Genomic DNA, 25,373 nt, shown 5'->3' with positions numbered 1-25,373 from the left:
GATAATATAGAAAAATATTTTAACGACTGTTGCTCCAGCAAGATTGAACTATTCAAACTGGTGAATGTGCGCTGCCCAGAGATCAAGAGCTTCCCGCTTCTCACGAGCGTAGGTTGCCCGGTTGTAAATGCCAGCGACGCCCGCCTTTGCTCCCGATACGTGGTTCAGCACAGCTTCCACGACGTGTGGCAACACGCCGATGCTAGCCATGCCGGTAGCTGCCGTTCTTCGAAGATCGTGTAGTCGCCAAGGTTGCATCACAACCCCGGACGCGGCGATCCGCTTATCCAACCGCTCCTTGGAGTTCGACCACCCACTGAAGGCTCCCACACCATGACCGAACAGAAGGCTTCGGCTTTCGGTCCGCGGCTGGGTCGCTAGGATCTCCAGCGCAGGACGGGATAAGGGCACCTCGTGCACGAGGCCATTCTTCGTTCGTCCGGCCGGAATAGTCCAAACAGTCCCGGCCAAGTCCAACTCGGTCTCGCTCATCGAGCCGACCTCATCACGGCGCTGGCCAGTGAGCAGGAGAAGCCGCACGATCCGGCCGTAGGTATCGTCTCGGCAAGCTCCCCAGATGGCGCGCAACTCCGCCTCGTTCAGCACGCGGTCTCGCGCTTTCTCATCGGCCGGCTTGTTGGTACCCACGACTGGGTTGCTCTCTGCCAGCCCCTCACCCATCGCCCATGCGAACATGGCTGACAGTGCGGAACGAGCGCGAGCAGCTTTGACCCGATGGCCGTCGACGGCGATCACATTGAGCTGAGCGGCTATGTTCGCCCGCTTGATCTCGGTCACCGGCACAGTTGCGAGCGGCTGCCAATCTCGCTTGAGATGCCGTTCGACCTGTTCAAAAGATCGTGACTTCAGCCTTCTCTCGGCCTGTTTCAGGTAGGCCTCCGCGACGCTTCCAAGTGTCACCACTGCCTGCATTTTGGCAGCCGCCTTCTCGGCGTGGGGGTCAATGCCGACTTGAAGACCGCTGAGGAGATCGCGAGCGCGCTTCCGCGCTTCATCAAGCGTGAGCGTACCAACCTTGCCGACGACCATGCGGCGAGTGCGCCCTTCCCTATTTCGATATTGGATCAAGAAATTGCGTGATCCACCCGCATTCAGCTTCACGCCAAAACCCTTCAGCGTGTCATCCCACTCGTAGTGCTCGCTTTTGCCGACCGGCAGGGCCAACGCCTCTAACGACGTTTTAGTGAACCGCACGGGACCATCTCCAGGAAGCAGACAGGAAGCAGGCTCGCGACATTCATGACATTTTCTGAACGCCTCTGACTACCTCCGACTTGAGGGTCCCTTAACAATTCAGCGACTTAGACCCGCTCTGGCAATCCCTGAATGCATACGCTCGCAGATTGTGGATCTGGGGGTCCCCCGTTCGAGCCGGGGCGGTGGTACCATCCATTCAGCACGATAGCGCAAGGGGTCGGCGGATCGCCGACCCCTTTTGTGTTGCGGATGCTTCGCGGCGCGCGGGTAGGATCTTCCGGCCGGCGTCGACCTCCACGCTTTTGGCATCCGCTTGTTTCAGCGCCCGCCCTCTGGCTGAATCGCAGGGCCAAGACGGTCGCCGACGCATCGCTGTCGGCGGCGCATCGGCCCTGTGCCCACCTGGGGGACGCCGGCGTGTCCGGAATGGCGTACGGTCCAAGAAACGGAGGACGCGCCATGAAGCAGTACCGCATCGCCGCCATCCCGGGGGATGGGATCGGCCAGGAGGTCATCGCCGCCGGGATCGACGTGCTCGACGCCCTCGCCGAGCGCGACGGCAGCTTCGGATTCGCGTTCGACCAATTCGACTGGGGCTCGGACTACTACAAGGCCCACGGCGCCATGATGCCCGCGGACGGGCTGGCGCAGATCGCGGGCCACGACGCGATCTTCTTCGGTGCGGTCGGCGCGCCGGACGTGCCGGACCACATAACCCTGTGGGGCCTGCGGCTCGCCATCTGCCAGCCGTTCGACCAGTACGCCAACGTCCGGCCGACCCGGATCCTGCCGGGCATCACCAGCCCCCTGCGCCACGTCACCGGGCCGGAACTGGACTGGGTGATCGTGCGCGAGAACTCGGAGGGCGAGTATGCCGGCGTCGGCGGGCGGGTCCATCAGGGCCATGCCAACGAGGTCGCCACCGACGTCTCGATGATGACCCGCTCGGGTGTCGACCGCATCATCCGCTACGCGTTCGAGCTGGCACGCGCACGCCCGCGCAAGCTGCTCACCGTGGTCACGAAGTCGAACGCCCAGCGCCACGCCATGGTAATGTGGGACGAGATCGCCGCCGAGGTCGCGGCCGAATTCCCGGACGTGACCTGGGACAAGATGCTGGTCGACGCCATGACCATGCGGATGACCATGAAGCCCCAGACCCTCGACACGATCGTGGCGACCAACCTGCACGCCGACATCCTGTCGGACCTCGCGGCGGCCCTGGCGGGATCGCTCGGCATCGCGCCCACCGCCAACATCAACCCGGAGCGCCGATTTCCCTCGATGTTCGAGCCGATCCACGGCTCGGCCTTCGACATCGCCGGCAAGGGCATCGCCAACCCGGTCGGGACTTTCTGGACCGCCTGTCAGATGCTCGAGCATCTCGGCGAGACGCAGGCCGCCGCCCGGCTGATGCGCGCGGTCGAGCGCGTCACCGCGGATCCCGGGCTGCACACCCCCGATCTCGGCGGCACCGCCACCACCCGCGCGGTCACGGACGCGGTGATCGCGGCGATCCGCGGAGACAACGGCTGACGGAAAGGCACCCCGCCCGCCGCGATCCGGAGTTCCCCCGGCGGGCTTGGGGCGCTAAGACCGTCCTCCGATCGCGGCGGCGAGCCCGCCCCACAAGAAGAACCAGCCCCCGGGACCCGTCCGATGAGCATCCCCGAGCGGCGTGTCCGCCCCCTGTTCGACGAGGCGGCGATCGCCAAGCGCAACACCGAGCTGGCGCAGGAGATCCTGTCGACCAACCCGGAGGACCTTCTGGTCGTCGCCGTGCTCAAGGGCAGCTTCATGTTCGCCGCCGACCTGCTCCGGGCCCTGCACCGGGTCGGGCTGTCGCCGCAGGTCGAGTTCGTGCACCTGTCGAGCTACCGCACCGGCACGGTCTCCACCGGGCAGGTCGAGATCCTGCGCGACGTGCAGAGCGAGGTGCGCGGGCGGGACGTGCTGCTGGTGGACGACATCCTCGAATCCGGCCGGACCGTCGTGTTCGCCAAGGACCTGCTCATGGCACGGGGCGCCAAGCGGGTGCTCACCGCGGTGCTCCTGGAGAAGCCGGGCAAACGCGCCGTGACGATCGACGCCGATTTCGTCGGCTTCACCTGCCCGGACGTGTTCGTGGTCGGCTACGGAATGGATGCCGCCCACGCCTACCGGCAACTGCCCTTTGTGGGCGTGGTCGATTTCGGCAGCGGCGATCCGGACCTGTTCGACGAGGCGTGACCGGCCCGCTGGACGGCGCGGCATTTTCGTCCCGGCGGACGGGGATGCGATTGTTTTCCCGAGTTGTGCCTTGACAGCGCAACGGTTCCGTTCGTGATCTGTTATCCATGAGCAGGCCTGAAGTCTCATCTTGGCGGGACATCCTCGGAATCAGGCCCGGGATCAGGAACGTTTACGGGACCCCATGGCGCGCATCCTCCTCGTGGATGACGAAGAGACCGTCCGCGGCTTCCTCAAGCGGGGGCTGGAGATCGACGGCCATGCCGTCGTGACCGCCAATGACGGCAGCGACGGGCTGGATCGGCTCAACGAGGCCGATGGCGGCTTCGACCTGATGCTGACCGATATCCGCATGCCGCTCATGGACGGCATCGCGCTGGCCCTGGCGGCCAAGCGCGATTTCCCGGACCTGACCATCCTGCTGATGACCGGCTTCGCCGATCAGCGGGAGCGGGCCCGCGGGCTCGACGCGATCGTCACCGACGTGCTGACGAAGCCGTTCTCTCTGGCGGATTTGCGCGCCACCGTGAGACGGGCGCTGGCCGCCTGACGGTGCGGGTCCTCGTGCCGGGCGTCGATTTCATCCGCCTTTAAACATCCGTTTTAGGTGGCGCTTCACGAAAGCGTGTCAGTTTCGGCGGTGGATACCGATCCGGCCGGGCAAGACAGCGCGATGGACCGTCGAGACAGCCACGCCTCCGAGGCGGATTGGGACGACGACTGGGACGCGCCGCCGCGTCCTCGCAGGAGCGTCTTCGGACGGACGTTCGGGCTTCTCAAGCTCGCAGTCTTCGTCCTGCCGGTGGCGATGCTCCTCTATGGCAGCGTCGCCGATTGCAACACGCGTCCCGCCCCGGGGAGCTGGCTGGGGCTCGTCGGCGCGAGCGCCTGTGCGCGCGGCGAGATGATCGGCAGCGTCCTTTCGATCCAGGACAACTTCGCGCTGCTGAAGCGGCTGATCGATTGAGGCCGGCCGGTGAACGCCTGCCGGATCCGCCCGAGAGCATCGTTCCGAATGGCGGTCGCCGGCCTTCGGGACAACGACGATGGGAATGAAGAAGCGACCGCCGCGTGACGGGCCCGAGATCCTGCCCGCCGCCCTGGAGCGGATACCGGCTCGGCGTCAGCGAGCGCGTCACATCCAGCACTGAGAGGCGAACCCGATTGCATCGCGACCGGGCTCGTCTGTTACACCGATCTTCGCGAGCCCAGCATGTCCAGCCAGCCCCTCCCCCCGTCTTCCGCCGCGAACGGGCACGACGCGCTTGAGGAGGCCCAGTTCCGCGCCCGCATGGCGCGGCTCGGCTCCGACCCAGCGAGTCGGCGCCGCCCGCGGAACCCGCGGGCCGCCGGCCGCGGCGGCTTCCGCCTCGGCTGGAAGGGCTGGCTCGTCGTCGACAGCCTGATCGTGCTGCTGGTCGTGGCGGCGGTGGTCGCCTGGCCGCCGATCCAGGCCTGCCGGCACCAGGACAAGACAACCGGCTTTTACGCTGGCGATTCCGGCGATCGCTGCATCCGCCGGGGCATTGCCGAGCGCATCGACCGGGCGGACCAGCGCCTCAAGGCCCTGGTCCGCGGCTCCGGCCGCTAAAGCACGCGCCGCCGACACGGGGGCCGGCTCGGCCTGAACGCGTCACACCAAGGATCTGGCGCCGTTTCCTGTCACACCGGCATCGGAAATGACGCCCGCCTCGGCACAGGTGATCGGGTCGGACCCCGGATCCTCGCCGGGGCCCGCTTGAGCGGCGGCACCGCGACTGGTAGCAAGCGTGTCGTGGGCCGGTGTAGCACAGCGGTAGTGCAGCGGTTTTGTAAACCGAAGGTCGGGAGTTCGATCCTCTCCACCGGCACCAGATTTTTGTCTAACGATGGCAGTAGGTTAAGCGGATTTCAGGCCTCGGCGACCGCTACTCTCACACAGCGGTGTCACACATTGTCCCTTCGAATCGCCCGCCCATGGAAAGCCCCGAAGTCAGGGGTTTACCACCTTCGCCAGCGCACCCCGGTCGATCTTGTCGCACGGTTGAAAGGCCAGACCGTTTCTCTTCCCATCGGTCAGGCTTGGGCGTCCGTTAGGATCGGTCCCATCGTCCAGGCATCGTTGCGGACTAAAGAGCCACGGGAAGCACGGGTCCGACACTCACTTGCCGATGGTGCCCTGAAACGGTTCTGGCAGGGTGAACGAAGCGGTCCAGTCTCACACAGCCACGAACAGGGGACTACGGATTCGCTATGGTCGGATCGTGGGCTTACCCATGTATCGGCCGGCTTCTCCGTAAAGCCACAGCCTGTCTTCTCCCCTGCCAAGCTCGACGGACCGTCGCTTACTGTAGGCGACCTGTTCGAACGTTGGGCGACGGATCGGGCGGACAAGCGGGCACTGAACACGATCAGGCGTTACCGGGGCAGCATCCGGTCCTTCGAAGCCTTTGCCGCAGGCCGGGATGTTCGGACCCTTACCGGAGATGACGTGTTCGCTTGGGCCGTGCGTCGGCGTAATACGGATGGGATCAGCCCACGTGCGATTAACAAGAACGATCTGGTAGCCGTCAGTTCGGTGTTCCGGTGGGGTGCTGGTAGGGCCTCCGGTCAGATCCTGTCGTCAAACCCGGCTGCCGGCATATCGCTAGATGAGCCTAGGATCGTCCCACAGCGGGAGCGGACGTTTAGGGAAAGCGAGATAGCTGCAATCCTGTCAGCAGCGTCAGCGGTCCGCTTTGACGATGGGAATCCGACTCGGAGTGCGACTCGCCGGTGGTGCCCTTGGCTTGCTGCATACAGCGGGGCACGGATTGCCGAACTGACCAACCTTCACCGTGACGACATCCGAACCGAGGGTGGCATCACGTTCATGCGCCTACGGGTGACGAAAACCGGTGAACCACGGTCTGTCCCGATCCACCCGCATCTCATCGAACAGGGTTACATGACCTTCGTAGAAGCGTCCGGTCCCGGCCCACTGTTCTATGACCCTGCACGACACAGCAAAGGCTCAAAAACTTCTCCGGGCGAGTTGCAGGGCCACAAGCTTGGCAAGTGGGTTCGCGAGACCGTCAATCTGGATCCGGGTGTCGATCCGAACCACGGTTGGAGACACACTTGGAAGACGCAGGCTCTCGGAGCGGGGATAGAGGAACGCTTGAGGGACGCGATCACCGGTCATCGTGTGGCGTCGGTTGGAAGACGATACGAAACACCGACCCTGATGATGCTGGCAGACGCTATTGATCGCTTCCCACGCTACCGTATCGAGCCGGACAATCTGCGGCTTGGGTTTCGCCCATGAGGATACGCGACTAAAACACTTGATCCCGACGGAATGCATCGATCATAGTAAAAGTAAGTTTGAATGCATTTTGTGCTGCAAGTTCCTGACTGTTGTCAGTCTTCCCGAGGGCAAAATCGCATATGCCTTTGATGAGAGAAAATGGTTTGTGGCATACGCCGCACGATTGGGCCAAACCTGCGGCCTCCATTTCGCCGCCTACCGCTTTATCATCCAGACCAATGAGTAGCTTCCGGAACGCTTCATCGTCTACTAATTTATCGCCAGATAGTATAGTTCCAACATGAGCCCTAAAAGATGTGTCATAGAAATCGTACTGTCTCGCAAAGCCAACAACCGCATCGGAGGTTGGAACACGCGGACCACGCCATTGATACGAACTATCCTTATATTTTCCAGCCTCATAACTCAGGACGTTTTCTGAAACCAGCACATCGCCGAGTTTTTGCTTGTCTTCTTTGAGACCGAAGGCAATACCAACTGACAGGACCAATCCCGGGTTCAGTTCAATTATTGCCGCCTCAGAGATTCTAGCACTACCATGCGTTCCGAACGAGCCTGCAGATGTACGAACGTGTTTGACTTCGACACCAGCCGAGTTCTGATATGCTACACTCGTGAAGCTGGAATAGGTTTTCATATCTATGCGATCATATCCTCTGATAGCCAATGATGATTTAAGGACCGCATCCTCAAGATCTGTGGCTGTGAATATGAGAATGCATGGCTTGCGGATGGTTGTTGAACTGAGCATTTCGGTAGCCTCACGAAAGGAATAGACCCGATCAGCCGCAATTTTCATAACCTGTAGCAGGCTATCGTAAAGGGCCAAGGCCTTAACGGGTCCGCTTCCTGCACGGCTTGGGAAGTCGATATCACCCAAAACTCGGTTGAGTTTATAGAGATGGTTGTGGTCATCGCCGATGTAAAAACCAGATGCCAAGACAAGCGCCCGAATGAAAGTCAATCGAAGCTTTGTGAATTCTACAAATGACTTGTCAGAAATCAAATTCATGTACGGCGCGTGGAATTGTTGATCTTCAAGCATCTCTTTCAAACCGAGACGATGGAAGATCAACGTATTCAATTCATAATCAAAAAGAGGGAAATGATCAAAGTCCTCAAGAGCAACATCCCGAAAATAACCTGTCGGTGTTATAAGATCGTGCGCCAATGTGTAATGCTTAACAAATAAACGCGACGACATATTCCCAAGGAAAAATGTCTCGTCCGGCTTAGGAGCGATTGCAGCCGTTTCATAGACGGTAAAAGTTGCAGCGAATGGGTTTGCTTGAAACTCGTTGCGGATGAAATCTGCATTCTTACCGAGTCGAGTCACTTCTTCCTGTGTAAATGCATTCGAACCGCGACGATTGTTGACCGCATTTAATAATTCATCTTTTATGTATTCTGTTGTACGCAGGACCGGCGAAGATCGAAAATCGTGCCTCATCGCCGATCTTGCAAAGTACATACCATATCTATGGCGGTGTCCACTGTAAAGCTCGCGACGGCTCTCGATAAACGTGTGCGAATCCGTCGACCCATTACACAAATGCAGCTTGCCAGCCTCACACAACTGACTGACAAATTCATTCATATTTTTAGACTTGTGATATAACTCTAAAACTTGTGCATACGGCGCCACAAGAGGAGCCGCGGTCATAAGCCCGCAGACCTTCATGGTCAGAATATGATCCGACTCGGAATACGTACGTCGCCGAAGTGCGAGTAGCTCGCGATTGACAAAATGTAAGAATAACGAACTACATGCTAATCCCCCGCCCGATACAATTTCTGGATATGTCGAATTAGGTACTGTGACCATATCTCAAAATGGTTGAATGAGTTGGGCGTCTCTCGTATTGGTAGCCATCTAATATTTCGAAATCCAAGAACTCCCGACTCAAGTTCTATTTTTCGATCCAGTTTAACCAAGGCCGCAAGACCTAGATGACGCTTCCCGTTGTCAGTTGACGAGTCAACTAAGAAGCCCACAAACCTAATTTCGGAGATGCCCTCGCGGAAGTGATCTCGAAAGAAATACAATTCTTCGTACAGCTCCCGAACAACATTGGATTTAAACCCAACTGGACTGTCATCAAACAAAGAGAGGTCATAATAATTTATGTGGCCGCCGAAGCCAACACTTTGTTTGCCGATAAACTCCCCGTTATCGGACGTATACCGCCCCTTCTCGAATGACAGCATTTGATCTTCGTAACATATACAAGAATAGGAGACCAACTGCTTCAAATCATTGCGCGTTTCGGCATGCTTGCGGTCGACATATCGAATATCAAGTAGATTGAGGAGCTGAATGGGATGGGAGTCGGTTTCATAAAAACCGCTAAAGTTCATGAACTCTAAATCTGAAACCTTGACAGTAGCAACAGGCTCGTTGGAAACCTCTTTCCGTCGACGATTTCCAACAAAAACCCGTTTGTAATTATGGTCGTGATCGGTTTCAGTTAGCCGCTCTGTCAGCCCATAAGTCGCAGGAGCGTAACGATAGAAGCGAGATTTATCCTTGAGCAGCAATATCTCAATCGCGATACGCGCATTCAATGTCTTCTGTGGTGTTCGTCCCTGTATACACGACTTGTAGGTTGGATCGTCTTTCGCCAATTGGATGATTTCTTTGGCGGTAGCCGGTCGTTTGAGCTGCCGCAATATCTCTACCGCAATGTCGGTTATATGGTTTACGGGCCGTCTCATGGGCGGCTTCCCTTTAGCAGTATGCTCCTGATGGAAAGCCGCTCGGATGGTCATCGGCCTTCCTTACGCTAGACATCTTAACCATTGGCAGACCGCCTGGATAGGCAAGAGTCACTGAGGCAGTCAGATGCGCCTCTCATTGACGCAACTCCCGCGGGCAAATCTTCTTACTGAGGTAAACTCATACGAGACACCGGCGCGAGACACGAAAAGCCCGACTTGATCGTCTTATTAGGGTCGACATCCGCATTCCAAGACGGTATGGTGATGGGGTCTGGATCCTATCGAGACACAGGAGGCATTCATAGCGACCTACGGTTATGCGAGGGTGAGCGCATCATCTCAGAGTCTGGTTATTCAGCAAGAGGCCCTGATGGCCTCAGGTTGCGATGTGATTCGATCTGAGAAGGCCACGGGGACGAAGCTTGAAGGCCGCTCGGAACTGGAAACAATCATACAATTTGCGAGGGCCGGCGATTCCATAACTGTTACAAGAATCGACCGTCTCGCCCGATCCGTTGCGGATTTGGCCCGGATCGTTCAGCGGTTAGAAGCGAAAGGCGTGTCCCTGACCGTGATTGAACAGCCGGTGGATACCTCGACGGCTGCGGGGCGGTGCTTCCTACAGATGCTTGGGGTGTTCGCGGAATTTGAAACGGCGATTCGACGTGAACGTCAAATGGAAGGTGTTGCGAAAGCCAAGGCCGAAGGTGTCTACAAGGGTCGCAAACCGACCATCGATGCTGAAAAGGTTAAAGCCCTCGCGTCACAGGGGTTGGGAGCAACAGCCATCGCTAGGGAGCTGAAAGTAGCGCGAGCATCGGTCTACCGTTTGATGGCCGGTGGGGCCGCTGAAATTCAGAAACAGTCGGATCTGTCATAACACTTCTAGACAGATATTCCCGACCGGCCTCCAACGTGTTATAATTGTGACGTTGGAGGAACGATGGCGAACGATGATACTTGGCACGTGGGTCAGGCTGTATTCGGATCACACAGCTTGCCTAAATCGCAACGACCTGCCCGAACATCCTTCACTGATCCTCTACAGATAGCAACGATAACTGTAGGGGAAAACGGTGGCGCCATCGGAATTACGCTCTGTCCAGGCAAGAAGGGGCCATCGGTCTTTGGTGCGCGATGGGATCGTGATCTGACGATGGACGTGGAGGCGATTCGAGATTGGGGAGCGTCATCCGTCCTCACGCTCATCGAACCCCACGAGTTTGACCTCCTGTCCGTGAAAGGCTTGCCTCAGGCTGTGCGGGAGGCTGGAATGATATGGCTTCACGCTCCAATCCCCGACGTATCGATCCCAGGGTCTGCCTTCAAAACAGTATGGAGCACGATGGGGCCTCGCCTCGTCGCACAGCTACGCGAGGGTCGCTCCGTCGTGGTCCATTGCAGGGGTGGCTTAGGTCGGGCCGGTATGGTGGCTGGCATGCTTCTCGTAATGATGGGCGAGGAACCAGCAAGAGCGATCGAACGGGTGAGAGTGGTCAGACCCGGAGCCATCGAGACGCGCGAGCAGGAAAGTTGGTGTATCAAAATGCGGTCGCTCATGTAAACTATGATGACATCGGAGGCTCTATTATGGAAAGTGAAGTAGAAAACAACATATATGCTATTGCTTCAGCAGTTCATCTCGTAAACAGGCATATGCATGAAGATGACCCAGGAACAAGCTCAAACAATCTTATACTAAAAAACATCGTACTTCCGTATGCATCCATCGGAAAAGTATACATATCGCATTTGAAAGATGATTACCTGAGCAAGGATAAAGAGACGGATTTCGCACGTGGGATTGCAGACTGTTATACGCATGGTTTGTGCGGGGATCTATCAGAAATCATAAGCTATGAGGACTTAAAAAACAGATCGCGCTCGGCTGGGCATGATCAAGAAATAGCAAATTTTAATACAAGATTTTACAATGCTACTGTCCACTATGCAGCATCAGAGACGCAATTCGAGATCCTATTTGCCGAAAATGTGGAAGTTATAGAACTTAGCGAAGATTACATGCGTCGTTGGCTAAGAGGCTTTGATGCAAACTTGAAGCTGTGGAAACCAGCCGGCGCGCAGCTTAATCGATCCCACGTCGATACTGAGATACTTATCCATTATATGAAGCTTACAAAAATGGAAGCTTTTAAGGAGTGGATGAAATACCGGCGCGATCACCTTTCATTCGAACTAGAGAGTTTGAGACTGCGACTGGGTAGAGCTGGCCTTAGAGGAGTTCCTATTCACTACAGTGATAGTATTTTCAATGATTTGCAGGACAGAACTAAAGTAATACAAATTGCATTTCCGGATATATGCGTTCCATACTTCGATAACATATCTACGACTATAGAGTTTGTAAAAGAAAAGGAGTTCATTAAACCTATTAGGAATTTACGTAGTTATGTTGAAAGCATAGTCAATGGCAAAGAATCATACGATCACATTTCCCAAAGCATCAGAGAGAACCTGTATGAATTGGAGAGGAACATCGCTAAAGAAACGAAGTTGAGTACTGTAGCTTTGCTAAAGGTTGTGGTTGGCGGAACTGCAGAAGCAGCCGAAGACCTCCTGCAGCTTAAAGTAAGCAAAACAATAAAATTACCATTTGAAATCGCCGAGAAATTCATCGAGAGACAGTACAGTTCGCCAAATTATACGGGAGATCCATTGTATTTCGCCTGGAAGCTAAACAATAAATTGGAAGGTTGAAGCGGGTTGGCGGCCGATCACAAAGGAATAGCGCGGTTCTAATAGGCGGAATGCAACTAACTGATGCGCTCATACGTGCCATTCTGCCCTGCCGTTCAGCGGGTCATAGTTGGATCGGATCGAGGTAAGGCACGATCCGAGATCCGATCCTCAGGCTACGTGATCTATACCCTCGAAGCTGCCCTTTGGTGCGTGTCCGAGACAACGACCTTCCGAGATGCGGTGCTCCTGGCCGCGAACCTTGGTGACGATGCCGATACGGTAGGAGCGGTCACAGGCCAAATCGCGGGAGCAGCGTACGGAGTATCCGCTATTCCTGAGGAATGGCCCAACAGCCTCGCCTGGAAAAAACGATTGAATGATATTTCTGCGCAGCTGTATATTAATTTACGTTAAGCTCAATATCTAGTTGCGACCAAACTCATAATCGAATGCTGCAAAGCTCATGTCCACTATGGCAGTATGTTAGAAGATCTATTGCCACCACTTACTGCCTGACCAATTTGCAAAGCCAAGTTGGCGAAATCAGTCTGCGCATTCCGTGGGCCAATAGTTATAATCAGATCGTGAGTGCGAGTGCGCCCCATCCCAAACAGCGGATTGTTCCCGGTATTTGCTGCCACGCGAACGAGCCTCCAAGAAGGATTGACGCTACCGCTTGTTATAATTACAAATTTTATTTCTATAGATATTACATCTTGAGAAGAATTATCTTTATTCGTTACTGATTTGCCCTTACTAGTGCTTAGAACAGAAGGGTCATACGACGGTATAGTCCCGTTCACTACCAAAGCATCAATAAGCCAAGGAGTAATCCCAAGTTCATCGACTAATGGGGAACTCTTGGCTGGACGGAAACCTTCGCGAACAAATGGGTCTAAACCCTCGTTTTCACAAATTCCCCTGATTGCAATCTTTCTGTCTCTCAAGTATTCAACTGTCCAGAACGAGTTGAATTTGTCAGTGCGCGAAGCGGTAGACGATAAGGTTCCGCCAAGTGCGACTGCGCTACTCTGTGCCGTCGCTACTGACGGCCTACCTGCAAACGGAGTTACAGCGGTAGGCAGCACATCACTAAAGATGACGCTTGGGTTTAACGCGGAGCTCTCGTCTACCTGAAATGAGATAGCACTTTGTACACCCCACTCGTCTGGAAGGAACTTCCGTTTACTGACTCGCCCGCTATTGCTCACAGTAGTAAAGTAATTGTCTGCTTCAGCGACCGCTTGTCTAAGTTGACAATAGATATTTTTCTTAACTTCGAGCTCGATCTGGCCGGATGCGGATACTGGCGCTCTTGGTTTTGGCTTGTGATTGGGATCAGCCGGTATGTCCGCATCCCATATTTCGCCGATGCGGGGCGTGATAGTGCCGCATCCAGACATCAGAGTGGAAAAAACTATCATAAACGCCGGAAGCGAGTTTTTCGGCATCAGAAGCTATCCAATTCTGTGTATCAATCACCTTTTGATTGGTTTTACTTCTACTTTATCGTTTGGCAGCAGATCGAATGATTTGTTTGGTATTAGAACTTTGACATTTAATCTATCGCTAAATTTTGGAACGATGCACGAATGCCAGCCGCCATTATCGATCTCGGTAGGATAAGGCGAGCAATCCTTCTTGGATAACACGCTAGTGTTCTCATCAACGGCGAGTACCGGTGATTGACTCATTATCAAAACAGATAAAGAGGCGAGTCCGATTCGAGACCACATATTCCCCTCCCGCGTGCTTACCGATATTGCACATCAATCGCGCATGCAGGAAAAGTACTTTCGATGACGAGGGCACTAAATTTAGGGATGTGTGGCCCCTGGGCAACATATTGAATATTCGGGATGTCAATCTCTCAGCTATAGCTGCCATAGGGCTCCGACAGCTACGATCCCAACACCGATCTTTGCAACGCTTCTGAGTGGTGAGGCCGAACGACAGAGTGGATGGTAGGGGCCAGCATGTCGCTACGGTTCCCGATCATCACCCAGGATCGATCAGGAGCAGCTTGAGCGGTTCAGGTCAGGTCCCGCGCCCAGAACTGTTCGTAGCCTTCAACGAGGTTCCTACGCGGTCCTGCCACCATCCTGCACGATGAGAAATGCATCGCATGTGGGCGAGCGGGCCGATACATAACTGTAATCAGATGCGCACCTCGATCGCCTCGGAAACGGATGCGCGATCTCTGAACGTTTACAACGGCGATAGAACACCTGCGACTTTCCTCCCGATGCCGATCTTCACAACTGTCCTGACGGCCGGAACGGGGTTGTCGTGCCAACGGTAGGAGCCGGTGTTCGCTGCGGTCTATCCATTGCCGCGAGGAATGATTGGGACAGCCTTGGGCGGTTTAGGGCGCTTGGATCGGTCGGAACTGTTCTCAGCCGCGGGTGACGATCCTGTGCGATCTCGCCACCATCCTGCATGATCGGCGCCGGATCGCGACCGTAGGAGCAGGGCAGACCGCATTATTATAATGAGGCGTAAGCCAGGAATGGCCGTGCGGAAAGAGGCATCGGATTAGGGAGGCTGGATCCGATGCCTCTTTCTCACATAAAAATGCCGTGGCGGTCGAGGTGATGATCCCAAGACTTATGATGCCTGCGATCGGAGGGAAAGCCTTTATCCGATCATACAAAAATTGGGGTGGTGTTATGGAGAAGATGACCAACCCACAGCAGCATGGCAATGGCACCGTTGCCGCAAACGCTAGACGTTATGACCGTGCCATTGGGGCATTCATCGGCCTCGCGGTCGGCGACGCTATCGGAACCACGCTTGAGTTTGAAACCAGGGATGCCAAGCCACCCGTGACCGATCTGGCCGGTGGTGGCCCCTTCAAACTTAAAGCGGGTCAGTGGACGGACGATACCTCTATGGCCCTCTGCCTCGCCGACTCGCTCATAGCTTGTGACGGTCTGGACGAGCGGGATTTGATGGAACGCTTCTGCCGGTGGTTCGAAGCCGGCGAGAACTCCTGCACGGGCGCCTGTTTCGATATCGGGATCACGACAAGGAACGCACTGGATACGTTTCGACGGACAGGTGATCCGATAGCGGGACCGACCGACGCCAGGACCGGAGGAAACGGATCGGTCATGAGACTCGCCCCGGTGGCTTTGCGCTACTGGAATGATCCGGAACGCCTACGGGTTGTCAGCCGACGCCAGAGCTATGTCACTCATGGCGCTACCGAGGCCGTGGATGCGTGTGAAGCCTTAGCGACAGTCCTGGCCTCACTGATTGACGGCAAGCCGCTGAGGGACGTTCTCTCAGCCTCTTACGGTCCCTTCTGTTCTGGCGTTCAAGCAATCATGAATGGATCGTACCAAGGCAAGGCACGGTCCGAGATCCGTTCGTCAGGCTACGTGATCCACACCCTCGAAGCGTCACTCTGGTGCGTATCGGAAACGACGACCTTCCGTGACGCTGTCCTCCTGGCGGTGAACCTCGGGGACGATGCGGATACGGTTGGGGCGGTCACAGGGCAACTCGCCGGTGCAGCCTACGGATTGACAGGGATCCCTCAGGCATGGGTCAACCGACTTAATTGGAATGAACGTTTGGTCGCGATTTCAGAAAAGTTATATGCCGGCAGTCTTAGACAGTAAGAATTTCGAATTCGATACCTGCGTTATCATAACCGGCATCATACTCGCTACCATTTTCGAACCTCCAACCAAGGTTCGTAGCCCAATCCATCCAATCGGTTTGTTCCTGCCAAGCATAGAACTGTTCCGTATCAACGAACCGTCTGTCGAAATTCAATTCGAAAAGCGCATAGGCTGAAACGATAGGAACAGGCCCATTTTCGAAGCTGCACGATGACAGTTCTATCGATTCAGTTCGGATGGTGCCACGTGTGTTCAGAAGTCCGTTTTCGTAATGAACGTCTTCTGGATCAATAGTAGCATAGAGAAGCGGTTCGACTAACGCCCTAACAAACGCCCATTGATCTTTTGGCCAAGACCTGCGCCTGCCCCGATCTTTCCATAACTGTTCGCACTGAAAGAGGACCGGGGGAATCTGGACGTCTGGATCATCAGATAGATCCGGGCATCCTTTTTTGATGCGAACTGAGATGGTATGGCGGTACATCTCAGAACTGTAACATGAAACGGCTTCGTGAGCGATGGATCAAACTAGGCGAAGGCGCTACCGAACAGTAACGACCCCTTTGATAGCGTCGTAATCGGAACGTTTCAGAACACGACGTGAGATAAGGTCCTCAGTCGATGAGTAGGGCCGGAATTCGATAATCCTTTTACCGATCATGCCAGCTCCTAGACCGTTCAGTTGCTCAACGGTAGCAGTATTCAGATCAACGATGCCATTGGATGTTGAGGATTGTCCCTCAGTACCTTCGGGGGTTGTCCTTGTTTCCTCAGGCCTGATGGATGCAGTGTCAGACTGCTGCTCAGGAACGCCCGGATTGTTGGAGGCTTTGGGTGTCACGGACTGATCGGGGGATATGGCAACGGACGGGGATGATCCTGATGGAGCCGTACCCACCATCCCTGAACTTGAAGTCGATCCAGGCGTGATGGTTCGGATGGCCTGCCCCTTCGCATCCAGTCCGGTTCGCTCCTGTTTTGATAGGGGAACGACGGTTGATGCCCGCTTGTCCTGAGCCACCTGCGGGCGAGGGCCATACCCAATCCATAGCGAGGTTAGGACAACCGATGCTACCGCGAGAGCGGCACTAAGAAACAGCGTGGATCGGATCAATCTTAACCCCCTCATTGGCCGACAGCCTTGTGCTGCATGGTCGTGGCACATTCGGGGCAGGTGGCGTCGATGATGACCTTCCGTCGAAGGGGCGATCCTCATACCTGTTCCGCCGTTGGGTGCAGAAACGCTCCAAGAACGGTAAGCTCTGGCGTTACCCCATGCCGCACAATCATCGCTTAAGGTGGTGCAGAAGCGACCAAGCCAGCAAGAAGATGGGGTGGGGGGCTTGGAACTGTTCTGAGCCGTCACCGACCACCTTAACTGCTCATACCGCTAGCGCCCTCATCCCTCCCAGCAGCCGCTCCAGCATCTTGAACCAGACGTTTGCCTCGACCCGATTAGTATAGTCTCGGATTTCGAGCTGATGGGGCGGACAAGTTCCTGGCTCCCAATCATCCTCTGACGGCAGCAGCCTCAGAACGACCTGATATTTCCCGTCGTCCAACTCAAACATCTCTGCGGAGTTAGTGAGTGGCGGATCTCCAACTTCGATCCGTTTTATGGATTTTGCGGTCATCGTGGCCCTACCGTTCATTGAACCTATATACATGAGGCTGCACGGCGAAGGTTCTATGTATATCGTAAGCAGCATATCGAACGAACGCTATAGCCACGCATTGGCAGACTATTACGAATTCCAACCGGCACATAAAAACCGCCTAAGACTGATTGACGTAGATTTGATCAGTCGCCCGGCAAAATGGCTCGCTTGCGTGGTTTGGCGCAGTGCATTTCAGGTTAGGTTGTGCAAAATCGATCGCGTCGGCGTCCAGCCGATAGCGCCCACGCCAGTGTCAACTCAGCCCCTCGGTCCGCTGGCGTGGGTGCTCTCTTTGGGGGCGGAGCAACCTTCGAACCCCCGCCTCGATAAACGGACGCACACGTGACAGGATCGCCAACCAGTATCGACGAACCACTACCGGGACCGCGAACGTATTGTGTGTTCCGCATCGGCCATGACGGCACCGTGGGGAAAGCCGACATCCTGGATGCTGATACCGACGATGAGGCGAAGGCCATGGCGGCCATGCTGCCCAACGGTCATGGCATCGACCTGTGGGAGCGAGCCCGTTACCTCGCCAGCTACCCGCCCCAGAGCGCGCTGTATCCCGGCAGAGAGTGATTCCGGCTCGGTACTCGTGACAGCCTGGATAGTTGGTTGGGTTTAGTTTCGCCTAATCGTCCGTTGCACGATATCTCGAAGCGTCGCGATATGGTCGGCATCCAACTCAAATTTGTCGATGAGCATTTGAATCGCGGCCTCCATCTGCCCCGCGTGATAGATGATTTCGAAGATCGGGTGTGAGGGAGGCGCCTGCCCCAGGTCGTCGAACAGACGTAACACCGGGTCTCGCTCTTCATCTTTGAATGATATTTTCCACGTCAGATGGACGAGTTTGATCCAACTCACGCGTTCTCTACGGGCTTCCGTCTCGTTTGGTTCGTCTTGCTTGCCGGGCATTTTCCCTCATCGGCGCGATTGAGATAGATTGCGCACAATCAAACTCCTTCAGCCGATGCGACGCCGTGTGCTAGCACACAGACCTATCCAAACCCGAGCTGATTCCCGAACGAAGAGAATTCGTATTACTTCCGAGTCGTTTCGGCAGATGCGATCCGTCAGCCAAGCTCCAGATGCAGAAACTGGTTGAAGTCGCTGGCCGTGTACGACCCGAACACCTCGCCATTCACGAAGCCTAGCCGCCGATACAGCCTGAGTGCCGGTTCGAACGCAGCCCCGCTCCCAGTCTCCAGGCTCAATCGGCGTACGCCAAGGGCCGCTGCATTCTCGATGATGGTGTCAAGGATGGCTGAACCGGCGCCCATTTCGAGAAACTCGGGATGGGTCCGCATGGATTTCACTTCCGCGGCGCCATCCTCCGAGACCTTGAGCGCTCCGACACTCGCGATCCGATCTCCGCGCCATGCCGTCCACACGGTCACGCCCGGTTGTTTCAGACCCGAGAGATCGAGCGCGAACACGCTACCGGGCGGTGAAGACGCATGCATGCCCGCTAGATGGAACGCCAGGAGCGCCCGTGTCGGTGCGCCTGACAGGTCATCCTCTCTGATCTCGTACATGCTGCTGACCGCCCGTAACGTCGAATCGAGCGTGCAGGATGGCTCTCAAAGACACCACCGACAAGCCTGCTACCGGAACACAAGTGCCGTCTGAAAGCGCCTGAAGCCGTGAATCACTGCGCCGCCCGAATCGGTTCACCCGTCAGTAATCATCAGCTTCGCGACTGATTAATATATCGACCTCGCGACCGTCGACGGTAAAACCTCCATACAATAATGGAGACCGCCAATGACCTCGATGATTGATGAACAGGACGGCAAGCGCATCACAACCTACCGAGCTTGGAACACGATGAAGGCATGCTGCAACTACCGATCCCAAAACGGCTACCTGCGTGGCATCACCTACAACCCGGAGTGGGAGGACTTCGAACAGTTCCTCGCCGACATGGGCGACAAGCCGTCGTCCCGTCACTCCCTCAGGCGCATCGATACGACCAAGCGCTACGAGAAGACGAACTGCCAGTGGCTGGAGATGCCGCATAAGGCCAGTGTCACCATCACCCTGGGTGACGATACTCGGACGCTGATTGAATGGTCGGAGGCCACGGGGATTCCGTACATGCGGCTGTATCAGCGCGCCAACGCTGGCTGGCCTTCCGATCGCATCCTGACGGAGAAGCCCCAGCATCAGGGTCGCTGGGTGTGATCGGCCCAAGGGTGCGAGGTGATCCAAATCTGACGTTCGGGTACCCAATCGCCCGGTCCGCAACGGGTGGATTTGCGACGGTCCGCTTTGGGGCGGGAGTTGGCAGAAGCAGACACTGCCGCCGCGGCCGCTGACGACCCCTAGCAGAAGGTCAGAAGGTCAGAAGGTCCGCTTACAGGCACGCACTCACCAAGATGAGCAACCGTCAGCGGATCAGCCACAGCCCTACAAGCGACAGAGTGGCTGAGTAGACAGGCCTGTGGTCCTCATCAGTCGCCAGCACTGTGTAGGTGAGGCGGTCGTGACCTTCGAACGCCTGATCGCGCGCCATCTCAGGAAGAACCCTCAGAGCCTGCGCGCGCACCTCTTCCAAGGTGGCGCATTCGGTGCCCTCGTGGTCGAATTGCGAGGTTCCATCGTGAATATCGAAGTAATAACGTGCCATGCATGTATTCCGAGCAAATTAAGGCGGGAGCACTCGCTACTCTCAGTCACTGACGGCCGGGATCGAGGTCAACGATATCCTCTTGTGCGCCAATTTTCGCTTGGCCACCAGTGCCCTGCATTGCAGCCGACTACGACCGAAATGTTGTAGATTTACGTCTCTATTTCCTCGCCTTCGCAAACTTCGGTGCAGCTTGATTGCCCGCGACTAAATCGCTCACACGCGTTGACCGTGACTACCTTAAGGCGCATGGAAGGCTATCGGTTCGACTTAAGGTTAGGTCATGCGTGAGAGTGCTGCGCTCGCAGACGATATGTTGAGCCGCCTCGTCGTTCTCAATGCAAGAGCAACTGCTGTCAGCAATAAGGCGCAGATGGCGCTTCGCCGCGCCGAAATATTTCGGAACGATCTTCATAATCTGAAGGCGCATATAGACCGGATACTAGCCTCGCCTGTTATTGAGCGTGTGTCGTCACCGTCTATAGATCTTCAAAACACTACTCCCATCCGCTCATCATCATCACCTCTGATAGCCGCACTGAACGCGATCGGATTGGACGCAGCCAGTTTGCCCGATCTGACGGAGGATCTTTGTGCGGCCTATCAAAGAGCCCAAGAGGATGGGGACGAGGATCAGATGCAAATCTTTGGTGCCGCTCTCCGGCACATCGGCCAGCACTACGCGGCGAAGATTGGGCCGCGGGCTGCGGGCGTCACTGTCAACTGAAGCGTTCTGGAGCGACGGGCCGATGAGTGACTGCGATGAAGCGATCAACCAACTTGAGCAGATCGCGTCCACGCTGAGAGTGCCGGTTTCCGTCCTCTACCAGTCCGGTGTGTTGAGCCCGTTCGGTAGCTCCATACCTGAGATCCAACGCATGATGGTGGATCTCCTGCGGGCGTTGGAAGCCATGTCAGACCCAAAGGCTCGCAGACGTTGCACTGATGCGATTAGCCAGGCGATCCTACATCTTGAGCAGGCCGGGGTCGGAAGCTCGAAAACCAAAGGCAACTGACACCTGAATGTCCGCCGCTAGGCGAAGGGCAGCTTCCCACCCCGAGCCGAAGCTGCCGGGGGGCTGACGAGCGGCCGCTTTCGGGAAACGCCTATGGCGGTCCGGGCGGCTGGGTTGGGTCGAAAGCGGCTCTCGGCCGCAGGTACCAAGCGACAGATTCAGACAGCCAGGATTGCTGAGGCTCAGCCTTGCCGCTCGTAGCCCACGCCCCGCGGAGCGCTGTTCTCCAGCATGCCGCGATAGACCTCCATCGCCTTCTCGCGGCTCTCGAACTGGAGCAGCGTGGGGCGGTGATTCAGGAGCGCCTCCACGTCGGAGATCATGTCCCAGGCCGCATGCATGGCGCCGACCTTCTGCGCCTCAGCCCGTACCTGGGGCAGCAGGCGCCGGACCACCTGTTCGTCTTCGTCTATCTGCTTCATGTGGGCTTACGGGGCGGGACTGGTGTGGTGGAAATTAGGCCGATGATCGTTCAGAGCACAGCGGATTCCCGTTGGCCGAAGAACGCCTCGAACCGTTCGACCTCATCCTGAGACAGGTCGGCCGAGTACGCGACCCGATCGGACAGCCGAAAGTCGAGGAACGCGATTCCGTTAGCCTCGAACCAAGCCTTGACGGAATCGTGTGGGAGAACGGAGTCGACCAGATCACTGAGACGATCCGGTCGAAGAGAAGGGCATGGCGCGCGTACGTTACCCACCGGAAATTGGTCGTCATGAATACATTCATCTTCAGCGTGCCCAAAGCTTGAGCATTTGGCAGTGTGCCGTTTTGCCCCGAGGTGTGTGGCTGCGCTCGCCCTAAATTGGGAGCAAGCTTAGGGCAATTTAGGTTTCGATGATGCGCTATCTATTCGCAAGCACGATGCTGGTACTACTGGCAACACCAGCCATGGCGCTGGAGTCGACAGACACAATGCAAGCTTGGAACGCAGCAACACCGAGCGATAAGAAAGCTTTATTCGACCGTATGTCGAAGAGCGAAAGCGCTCGGGCTTCAAAGGACGGCGTCGTAACCTGTATCGATGACGCTGCGAAAATGAGTGCGCATTCCAACCTTGCGATCTCAGAGGTCTACAAGGCTTGCTCGGAGCAGTCCGTCAAAGACAACATCTGAAGGACACATCTCGATGCGTGAGCAACCCGCCATTGCTCCCGCATCAACGATCGTAAACCTATCCTGAATCACACGATTCAAATCATCCGGAGCATCATCACGAATCGCCAGGGAGACTCTTCAGCTATCCGTTAGGTTGTGTGCGCTACGGTCAAGCTACCAAGCAAGGACCGAAGACTGATGCGCCGTATTGCACTCGCCCTGATCGCGACCCTGGTTCCGTTGGCTGCACAAGCCGCCTCGAAAGATGGGCACCTCGGCATCGCCCAGTTCATGTTCAAAGGCGATAAAGCGTTCGGGTGCGTGAATCCGAACGGTGATCCGATCGACTGCAAGATCACGGAAGACACCACCTTCAAGATCTTCCGCTCACCCGACAACAAACACGCCCTGGTGTTCGTCACCTACCTCCCCGACGCCACGGGCAACGCTGTCCAGAGCGCAGCTATTCTGACGGAGGAAGTCGAGACCGGCTGGGGCGTGAAGCGGCAGCTCGTCAGCGTCGGCGACGATCCATCGAACATCAAATTCTCAGTGAAGAACGTCACCTTCGTCTCAAAGGTCGCAAGACCCAGTGATTCACGGATCAACCCGTCCGGCCGCAAAACCTTCTCGCTGGCGTACTGAACCGGAATCAGACCGATGAGCGATCAAGAATTCCAGTTCCGTATCAAGCGGCAGCCGCAACTCCCGGTGTTTCTCGCCTTCCCGCTCTTGCTCGTGATTGTGGGCGTCGTCGTCAGCGCCTTCAACGCCGTCTCAAAGATACCGGATGAGCTAATCGCTTGTATCTCCGTCCCAGTCGCAATCTGGTTCGTCTACGGCCGACGAAAACACCTGGAGGGACGATCGTTACACGGCATGAGCGTCACGCTCGTGGCTGCGTTCCTCTCAATCACGGTCTACAATTTCGACGCTTGGTACCAGAGACGCGTACAGGCAGAAGCCGCTGCCGTCGAAAAGAACCGCTACGAGGCCCAGATTGCGCAGGACAAGATAACGTACGGGAAAATATGCCGGGAAGGAACCGCAACACTAATGCTGGGAAAAGAGGTCGCGTCGCACGGTTTAGATGCATGCACGACGCACCTGACCCAGGAGCAAATCTTGGATATCTGTCGCCCCCTGGTCCAGAAACGCGCTCTCCCCAAATATGGCTGGAGAACCTGCGAAAAGCTTCCAGAGCTGTATCAGCCGAACCGCATGCGGTGAGCGAAGGCTTGATCGTCGTCCTGGATTCCGATCAGCGGACCCAGTCTGGTGAAGCCGGAGCAGTGCTCTCGGAGCCATGCATTGGTTCCCTAGAACTCTGCCTCACATCGCTCCAGGAAGTCCTGATAGCAGTTACGTGATTAGGGCGTCTCTGCAAAGGGTTCACAGGTTTGGTGACCGCCCCTAGGTGAGCGGGATGCGAAGCTTTGAACTGACCGATGCGCAGTGGGAGCAGATCGCCCCGCTGCTGCCTCCGCAGAAGCCGCGCACGGGCCGACCAGCGGAGGATCATCGCCAAGTCCTGAACTGGCCTGCCGCCTGAAAAGTGGTCCTCCCTGAGGTATGGCTTCGAGCCATGTGGAGGATGTTGTCATGGGACGGAAGAATCATACGGCTGAAGAGTTTGTTGCCAAGCTGCGCCAAGTTGATGTCCTGATCTCGCAGGCCCGCAAGATCGCTGAAGCAATCCGGTCCATCGACTCGACGACCTGCTGCCGTGGAACTGGTCCCCGCCGTCGACCAGGGCAATCGCAGCCTGACGATGCACATCAACAAGGTCCATGCCGTCAGGACCTTGGCGCTCGTCGCAAGGGAGCTCGGCGAAGATGCGGACTGGCTCGCCGATATCGCTACCGATCTGGAGCCCGAAGACGGGCTGATCTGGGTCTACGATCCGCAGTACCCTGACGGAACCATGGCCTTCTCAGACTTTGGTATCGAAAGTCTCCGTAACCTCATCGACGTCCACCGCAGCGCGCCGAAATAGGACCCCCGCGGCCCACGCCGGATGAATACGCTTCAACGCGAATCTGCGGGATGAACTCCTCAACGGCGAGGTGTTTTACACCCTCAAGGAGGCCAGCGTCGTGATCGAGCATTGGCGGAAGCACTACAACGGCATCCGGCCGCACTCGTCGCTCAGCTACCAGCCGCCTGCGCCAGAGGTCGTCATCTGGCCAACCGAACCGAGCGGATCAGTGCCGTCCGCTCGCTCTGCCATCGTCACACGACCGACGATGCACTAACTTCGAACCCGGGCCACCGAACGGGGGCAGGCCAGTTGGCAAAGCAGTAAAGTCGGCCTGCTATGTCAAAATTCGTGATTTGAGTCGATGAGATACCGGGAAACGTGGAGTGATAGCCTCGTTTCCCGGTTCGACATTGTGACAAGCCGCTATGAGTTGTGCACTTCCTCTTCATTGAGGATATCATACACCTTAAACGGGATGAGCATCAATATCAGGAAGTCCAGAAATGGTAAAAACCGAGGAGAATGGGAGTTCAATGTAAAACGAAATCGAACATCATTCCCGGTATATTTGCATATTACATCGCGTACGTCGAGTTCACGCCATGCTGATGCATTGAAAGGAAAGCTTGAGATCCCCGGTTCTGTAGCGTCAACTTTAAACCGCAAGAGCTTCTTACTTTTTTTCGGCTCCTGTCGAATGATGGTAACTGTATCAACCAAAGAACCGAAAAGCATCTTTAGATCTTCGATTTGATCAGGGTCCGGCTCGAGTCGCATCCTGATCCGCCTGGGATTGAATCTCTGATCGTCTGCCATACCGCTCTCATTTATCAAAACATGTTGGATGTACGCCCGGCCGGCGGTAACGCACACTTAGCCATGGCGCGCGCTGAGCGCAAGTACATCAGCAAATATTATTGCCGCCGGGGTGCAATCTATTCAATCTTTACTTCGACTTCTGCATTTAATCACTCGTTCAGATCATTGATTTGAGATCTATAATTAATACCACCAAACAATCTTCAGATAAAGTCTGTTGGAATGAAGGCTAAAGAGGTGGTATCAGAAGATATACTAAAGAACAGTCACTAACGCTGTCAAAAATAGCTAATTATCAAGAATTCCTTTTTTGGAAAATTCTTCAAAGTACATCGGGTTTATGTTCGGATCTTTTCAAATTCAATTTTTAGCATCAAAATTTC

30 protein-coding genes, 1 tRNA gene and 2 pseudogenes are annotated in these 25,373 nt (G+C 56.0%); 23 read left to right on the top strand and 10 right to left on the bottom strand.

Annotated elements, in window-relative coordinates; genetic code table 11:
* Positions 1 to 48: 48 nt before the first annotated feature.
* Positions 49 to 1,215: a tyrosine-type recombinase/integrase gene (locus AC0IY0_RS20180; RefSeq protein WP_471765179.1), complete on the bottom strand. Its 1,167-nt coding sequence runs from the start codon at positions 1,213 to 1,215 to the stop codon at positions 49 to 51.
* A 462-nt stretch (positions 1,216 to 1,677) separates the two neighbouring features.
* Between AC0IY0_RS20180 and AC0IY0_RS20175 the strand changes: the two genes are divergently transcribed.
* The 7 genes from AC0IY0_RS20175 (at position 1,678) to AC0IY0_RS20145 (ending at position 6,733) form a co-directional block, all read left to right on the top strand.
* On the top strand, positions 1,678 to 2,754 hold the full coding sequence (locus tag AC0IY0_RS20175) for a tartrate dehydrogenase (RefSeq protein ID WP_147940767.1): 1,077 nt from the start codon (positions 1,678 to 1,680) through the stop codon (positions 2,752 to 2,754).
* A 123-nt stretch (positions 2,755 to 2,877) separates the two neighbouring features.
* Positions 2,878 to 3,447 (top strand): hypoxanthine phosphoribosyltransferase, encoded by a 570-nt coding sequence (gene hpt, locus AC0IY0_RS20170; RefSeq protein ID WP_147909684.1) that lies wholly within the window; start codon positions 2,878 to 2,880, stop codon positions 3,445 to 3,447.
* Positions 3,448 to 3,631: 184 nt separating this feature from the next.
* Complete coding sequence (locus AC0IY0_RS20165; protein ID WP_007567202.1) at positions 3,632 to 3,997, top strand: response regulator; 366 nt, start codon at positions 3,632 to 3,634, stop codon at positions 3,995 to 3,997.
* A gap of 123 nt (positions 3,998 to 4,120) precedes the next feature.
* On the top strand, positions 4,121 to 4,414 hold the full coding sequence (locus tag AC0IY0_RS20160; protein ID WP_471765178.1) for a hypothetical protein: 294 nt from the start codon (positions 4,121 to 4,123) through the stop codon (positions 4,412 to 4,414).
* Between the two features lie 246 nt (positions 4,415 to 4,660).
* Positions 4,661 to 5,038: a hypothetical protein gene (locus AC0IY0_RS20155; RefSeq protein ID WP_471765176.1), complete on the top strand. Its 378-nt coding sequence runs from the start codon at positions 4,661 to 4,663 to the stop codon at positions 5,036 to 5,038.
* 187 nt (positions 5,039 to 5,225) lie between these two features.
* Positions 5,226 to 5,300, top strand: a tRNA-Thr gene (locus AC0IY0_RS20150).
* Between the two features lie 1,073 nt (positions 5,301 to 6,373).
* Positions 6,374 to 6,733 carry a site-specific integrase gene (locus tag AC0IY0_RS20145; protein ID WP_471765174.1) on the top strand — a complete coding sequence of 120 codons (360 nt, stop codon included), beginning with the start codon at positions 6,374 to 6,376 and terminating at the stop codon, positions 6,731 to 6,733.
* Between the two features lie 10 nt (positions 6,734 to 6,743).
* On the opposite strand, the gene AC0IY0_RS20140 is transcribed toward AC0IY0_RS20145, so the two are convergent.
* Both AC0IY0_RS20140 and AC0IY0_RS20135 read right to left on the bottom strand, forming a co-directional pair.
* Positions 6,744 to 8,417: a 5'-methylthioadenosine/S-adenosylhomocysteine nucleosidase family protein gene (locus AC0IY0_RS20140; protein WP_471765172.1), complete on the bottom strand. Its 1,674-nt coding sequence runs from the start codon at positions 8,415 to 8,417 to the stop codon at positions 6,744 to 6,746.
* A gap of 89 nt (positions 8,418 to 8,506) precedes the next feature.
* Positions 8,507 to 9,505, bottom strand: a complete 999-nt coding sequence (locus AC0IY0_RS20135) for an HTH domain-containing protein (RefSeq protein WP_471765171.1) — start codon at positions 9,503 to 9,505, stop codon at positions 8,507 to 8,509.
* A gap of 250 nt (positions 9,506 to 9,755) precedes the next feature.
* On the opposite strand from AC0IY0_RS20135, the gene AC0IY0_RS20130 reads away from it, so the two are divergent.
* The 4 genes from AC0IY0_RS20130 (at position 9,756) to AC0IY0_RS20115 (ending at position 12,568) form a co-directional block, all read left to right on the top strand.
* Positions 9,756 to 10,334 (top strand): recombinase family protein, encoded by a 579-nt coding sequence (locus AC0IY0_RS20130; protein WP_471765269.1) that lies wholly within the window; start codon positions 9,756 to 9,758, stop codon positions 10,332 to 10,334.
* A gap of 63 nt (positions 10,335 to 10,397) precedes the next feature.
* On the top strand, positions 10,398 to 11,018 hold the full coding sequence (locus tag AC0IY0_RS20125) for a cyclin-dependent kinase inhibitor 3 family protein (protein WP_471765169.1): 621 nt from the start codon (positions 10,398 to 10,400) through the stop codon (positions 11,016 to 11,018).
* A 26-nt stretch (positions 11,019 to 11,044) separates the two neighbouring features.
* Positions 11,045 to 12,172 (top strand): hypothetical protein, encoded by a 1,128-nt coding sequence (locus tag AC0IY0_RS20120; protein ID WP_471765167.1) that lies wholly within the window; start codon positions 11,045 to 11,047, stop codon positions 12,170 to 12,172.
* A gap of 63 nt (positions 12,173 to 12,235) precedes the next feature.
* Positions 12,236 to 12,568, top strand: coding sequence for an ADP-ribosylglycohydrolase family protein (locus tag AC0IY0_RS20115; RefSeq protein ID WP_471765166.1), 333 nt, complete (start codon positions 12,236 to 12,238; stop codon positions 12,566 to 12,568).
* A gap of 56 nt (positions 12,569 to 12,624) precedes the next feature.
* Here AC0IY0_RS20115 and AC0IY0_RS20110 read toward each other — a convergent pair whose 3' ends face one another.
* Positions 12,625 to 13,605, bottom strand: a complete 981-nt coding sequence (locus tag AC0IY0_RS20110; RefSeq protein WP_471765164.1) for a hypothetical protein — start codon at positions 13,603 to 13,605, stop codon at positions 12,625 to 12,627.
* A 1,128-nt stretch (positions 13,606 to 14,733) separates the two neighbouring features.
* On the opposite strand from AC0IY0_RS20110, the gene AC0IY0_RS20105 reads away from it, so the two are divergent.
* Positions 14,734 to 15,780, top strand: a complete 1,047-nt coding sequence (locus AC0IY0_RS20105; RefSeq protein ID WP_471765163.1) for an ADP-ribosylglycohydrolase family protein — start codon at positions 14,734 to 14,736, stop codon at positions 15,778 to 15,780.
* On the opposite strand, the gene AC0IY0_RS20100 is transcribed toward AC0IY0_RS20105, so the two are convergent.
* Positions 15,770 to 16,267 (bottom strand): hypothetical protein, encoded by a 498-nt coding sequence (locus tag AC0IY0_RS20100; RefSeq protein ID WP_471765162.1) that lies wholly within the window; start codon positions 16,265 to 16,267, stop codon positions 15,770 to 15,772. The two genes, AC0IY0_RS20105 and AC0IY0_RS20100, sit on opposite strands and share 11 nt — an antisense overlap.
* A gap of 1,573 nt (positions 16,268 to 17,840) precedes the next feature.
* Here AC0IY0_RS20100 and AC0IY0_RS20095 point away from each other — a divergent pair.
* Positions 17,841 to 18,023 carry a hypothetical protein gene (locus AC0IY0_RS20095; protein WP_447674264.1) on the top strand — a complete coding sequence of 61 codons (183 nt, stop codon included), beginning with the start codon at positions 17,841 to 17,843 and terminating at the stop codon, positions 18,021 to 18,023.
* Between the two features lie 42 nt (positions 18,024 to 18,065).
* Here the strand turns inward: AC0IY0_RS20095 and AC0IY0_RS20090 are convergent, their stop codons facing one another.
* Both AC0IY0_RS20090 and AC0IY0_RS20085 read right to left on the bottom strand, forming a co-directional pair.
* Complete coding sequence (locus tag AC0IY0_RS20090) at positions 18,066 to 18,362, bottom strand: hypothetical protein (RefSeq protein WP_447674263.1); 297 nt, start codon at positions 18,360 to 18,362, stop codon at positions 18,066 to 18,068.
* Between the two features lie 158 nt (positions 18,363 to 18,520).
* A complete protein-coding gene (locus AC0IY0_RS20085; protein ID WP_471765161.1) occupies positions 18,521 to 18,982 on the bottom strand; it encodes a GNAT family N-acetyltransferase in 462 nt (153 codons plus the stop codon).
* Positions 18,983 to 19,211: 229 nt separating this feature from the next.
* On the opposite strand from AC0IY0_RS20085, the gene AC0IY0_RS20080 reads away from it, so the two are divergent.
* Complete coding sequence (locus AC0IY0_RS20080) at positions 19,212 to 19,631, top strand: hypothetical protein (protein WP_471765160.1); 420 nt, start codon at positions 19,212 to 19,214, stop codon at positions 19,629 to 19,631.
* A 205-nt stretch (positions 19,632 to 19,836) separates the two neighbouring features.
* On the opposite strand, the gene AC0IY0_RS20075 is transcribed toward AC0IY0_RS20080, so the two are convergent.
* Positions 19,837 to 20,076: a DUF6894 family protein gene (locus AC0IY0_RS20075; RefSeq protein WP_471765159.1), complete on the bottom strand. Its 240-nt coding sequence runs from the start codon at positions 20,074 to 20,076 to the stop codon at positions 19,837 to 19,839.
* A gap of 283 nt (positions 20,077 to 20,359) precedes the next feature.
* On the opposite strand from AC0IY0_RS20075, the gene AC0IY0_RS20070 reads away from it, so the two are divergent.
* Together AC0IY0_RS20070 and AC0IY0_RS20065 are read left to right on the top strand one after the other, a co-directional pair.
* Positions 20,360 to 20,803 carry a hypothetical protein gene (locus tag AC0IY0_RS20070; protein ID WP_471765157.1) on the top strand — a complete coding sequence of 148 codons (444 nt, stop codon included), beginning with the start codon at positions 20,360 to 20,362 and terminating at the stop codon, positions 20,801 to 20,803.
* A 22-nt stretch (positions 20,804 to 20,825) separates the two neighbouring features.
* Entirely contained in the window at positions 20,826 to 21,092 is a 267-nt protein-coding gene (locus AC0IY0_RS20065; RefSeq protein ID WP_471765156.1) for a hypothetical protein, read from the top strand.
* Between the two features lie 182 nt (positions 21,093 to 21,274).
* Here AC0IY0_RS20065 and AC0IY0_RS20060 read toward each other — a convergent pair whose 3' ends face one another.
* A complete protein-coding gene (locus AC0IY0_RS20060; protein WP_471765155.1) occupies positions 21,275 to 21,514 on the bottom strand; it encodes a hypothetical protein in 240 nt (79 codons plus the stop codon).
* A gap of 71 nt (positions 21,515 to 21,585) precedes the next feature.
* On the opposite strand from AC0IY0_RS20060, the gene AC0IY0_RS20055 reads away from it, so the two are divergent.
* The 7 genes and pseudogenes from AC0IY0_RS20055 to AC0IY0_RS20025 form a co-directional block, all read left to right on the top strand.
* Positions 21,586 to 21,843, top strand: a complete 258-nt coding sequence (locus AC0IY0_RS20055; RefSeq protein WP_471765154.1) for a hypothetical protein — start codon at positions 21,586 to 21,588, stop codon at positions 21,841 to 21,843.
* A gap of 86 nt (positions 21,844 to 21,929) precedes the next feature.
* Complete coding sequence (locus tag AC0IY0_RS20050) at positions 21,930 to 22,208, top strand: hypothetical protein (RefSeq protein ID WP_471765153.1); 279 nt, start codon at positions 21,930 to 21,932, stop codon at positions 22,206 to 22,208.
* Positions 22,209 to 22,388: 180 nt separating this feature from the next.
* Positions 22,389 to 22,835: a hypothetical protein gene (locus AC0IY0_RS20045; protein ID WP_471765151.1), complete on the top strand. Its 447-nt coding sequence runs from the start codon at positions 22,389 to 22,391 to the stop codon at positions 22,833 to 22,835.
* Between the two features lie 15 nt (positions 22,836 to 22,850).
* Entirely contained in the window at positions 22,851 to 23,420 is a 570-nt protein-coding gene (locus tag AC0IY0_RS20040; RefSeq protein ID WP_471765150.1) for a hypothetical protein, read from the top strand.
* Between the two features lie 196 nt (positions 23,421 to 23,616).
* A pseudogene (locus AC0IY0_RS20035) lies at positions 23,617 to 23,727 on the top strand (transposase); the annotation flags it as partial.
* Positions 23,728 to 23,916: 189 nt separating this feature from the next.
* A complete protein-coding gene (locus tag AC0IY0_RS20030) occupies positions 23,917 to 24,186 on the top strand; it encodes a hypothetical protein (protein ID WP_471765149.1) in 270 nt (89 codons plus the stop codon).
* Positions 24,187 to 24,217: 31 nt separating this feature from the next.
* Positions 24,218 to 24,445 (top strand): annotated as a pseudogene (locus tag AC0IY0_RS20025) (integrase core domain-containing protein); the annotation flags it as partial.
* A 149-nt stretch (positions 24,446 to 24,594) separates the two neighbouring features.
* Here the strand turns inward: AC0IY0_RS20025 and AC0IY0_RS20020 are convergent.
* Complete coding sequence (locus AC0IY0_RS20020; RefSeq protein WP_471765147.1) at positions 24,595 to 24,987, bottom strand: hypothetical protein; 393 nt, start codon at positions 24,985 to 24,987, stop codon at positions 24,595 to 24,597.
* Positions 24,988 to 25,373: the final 386 nt, after the last annotated feature.

The sequence above is a fragment of the Methylobacterium sp. AC315 genome (genome assembly GCF_979253755.1).
The sequence above is the reverse complement of the archived record's forward strand: the minus strand, read 5'-3'. Positions and strand labels throughout refer to the sequence as shown.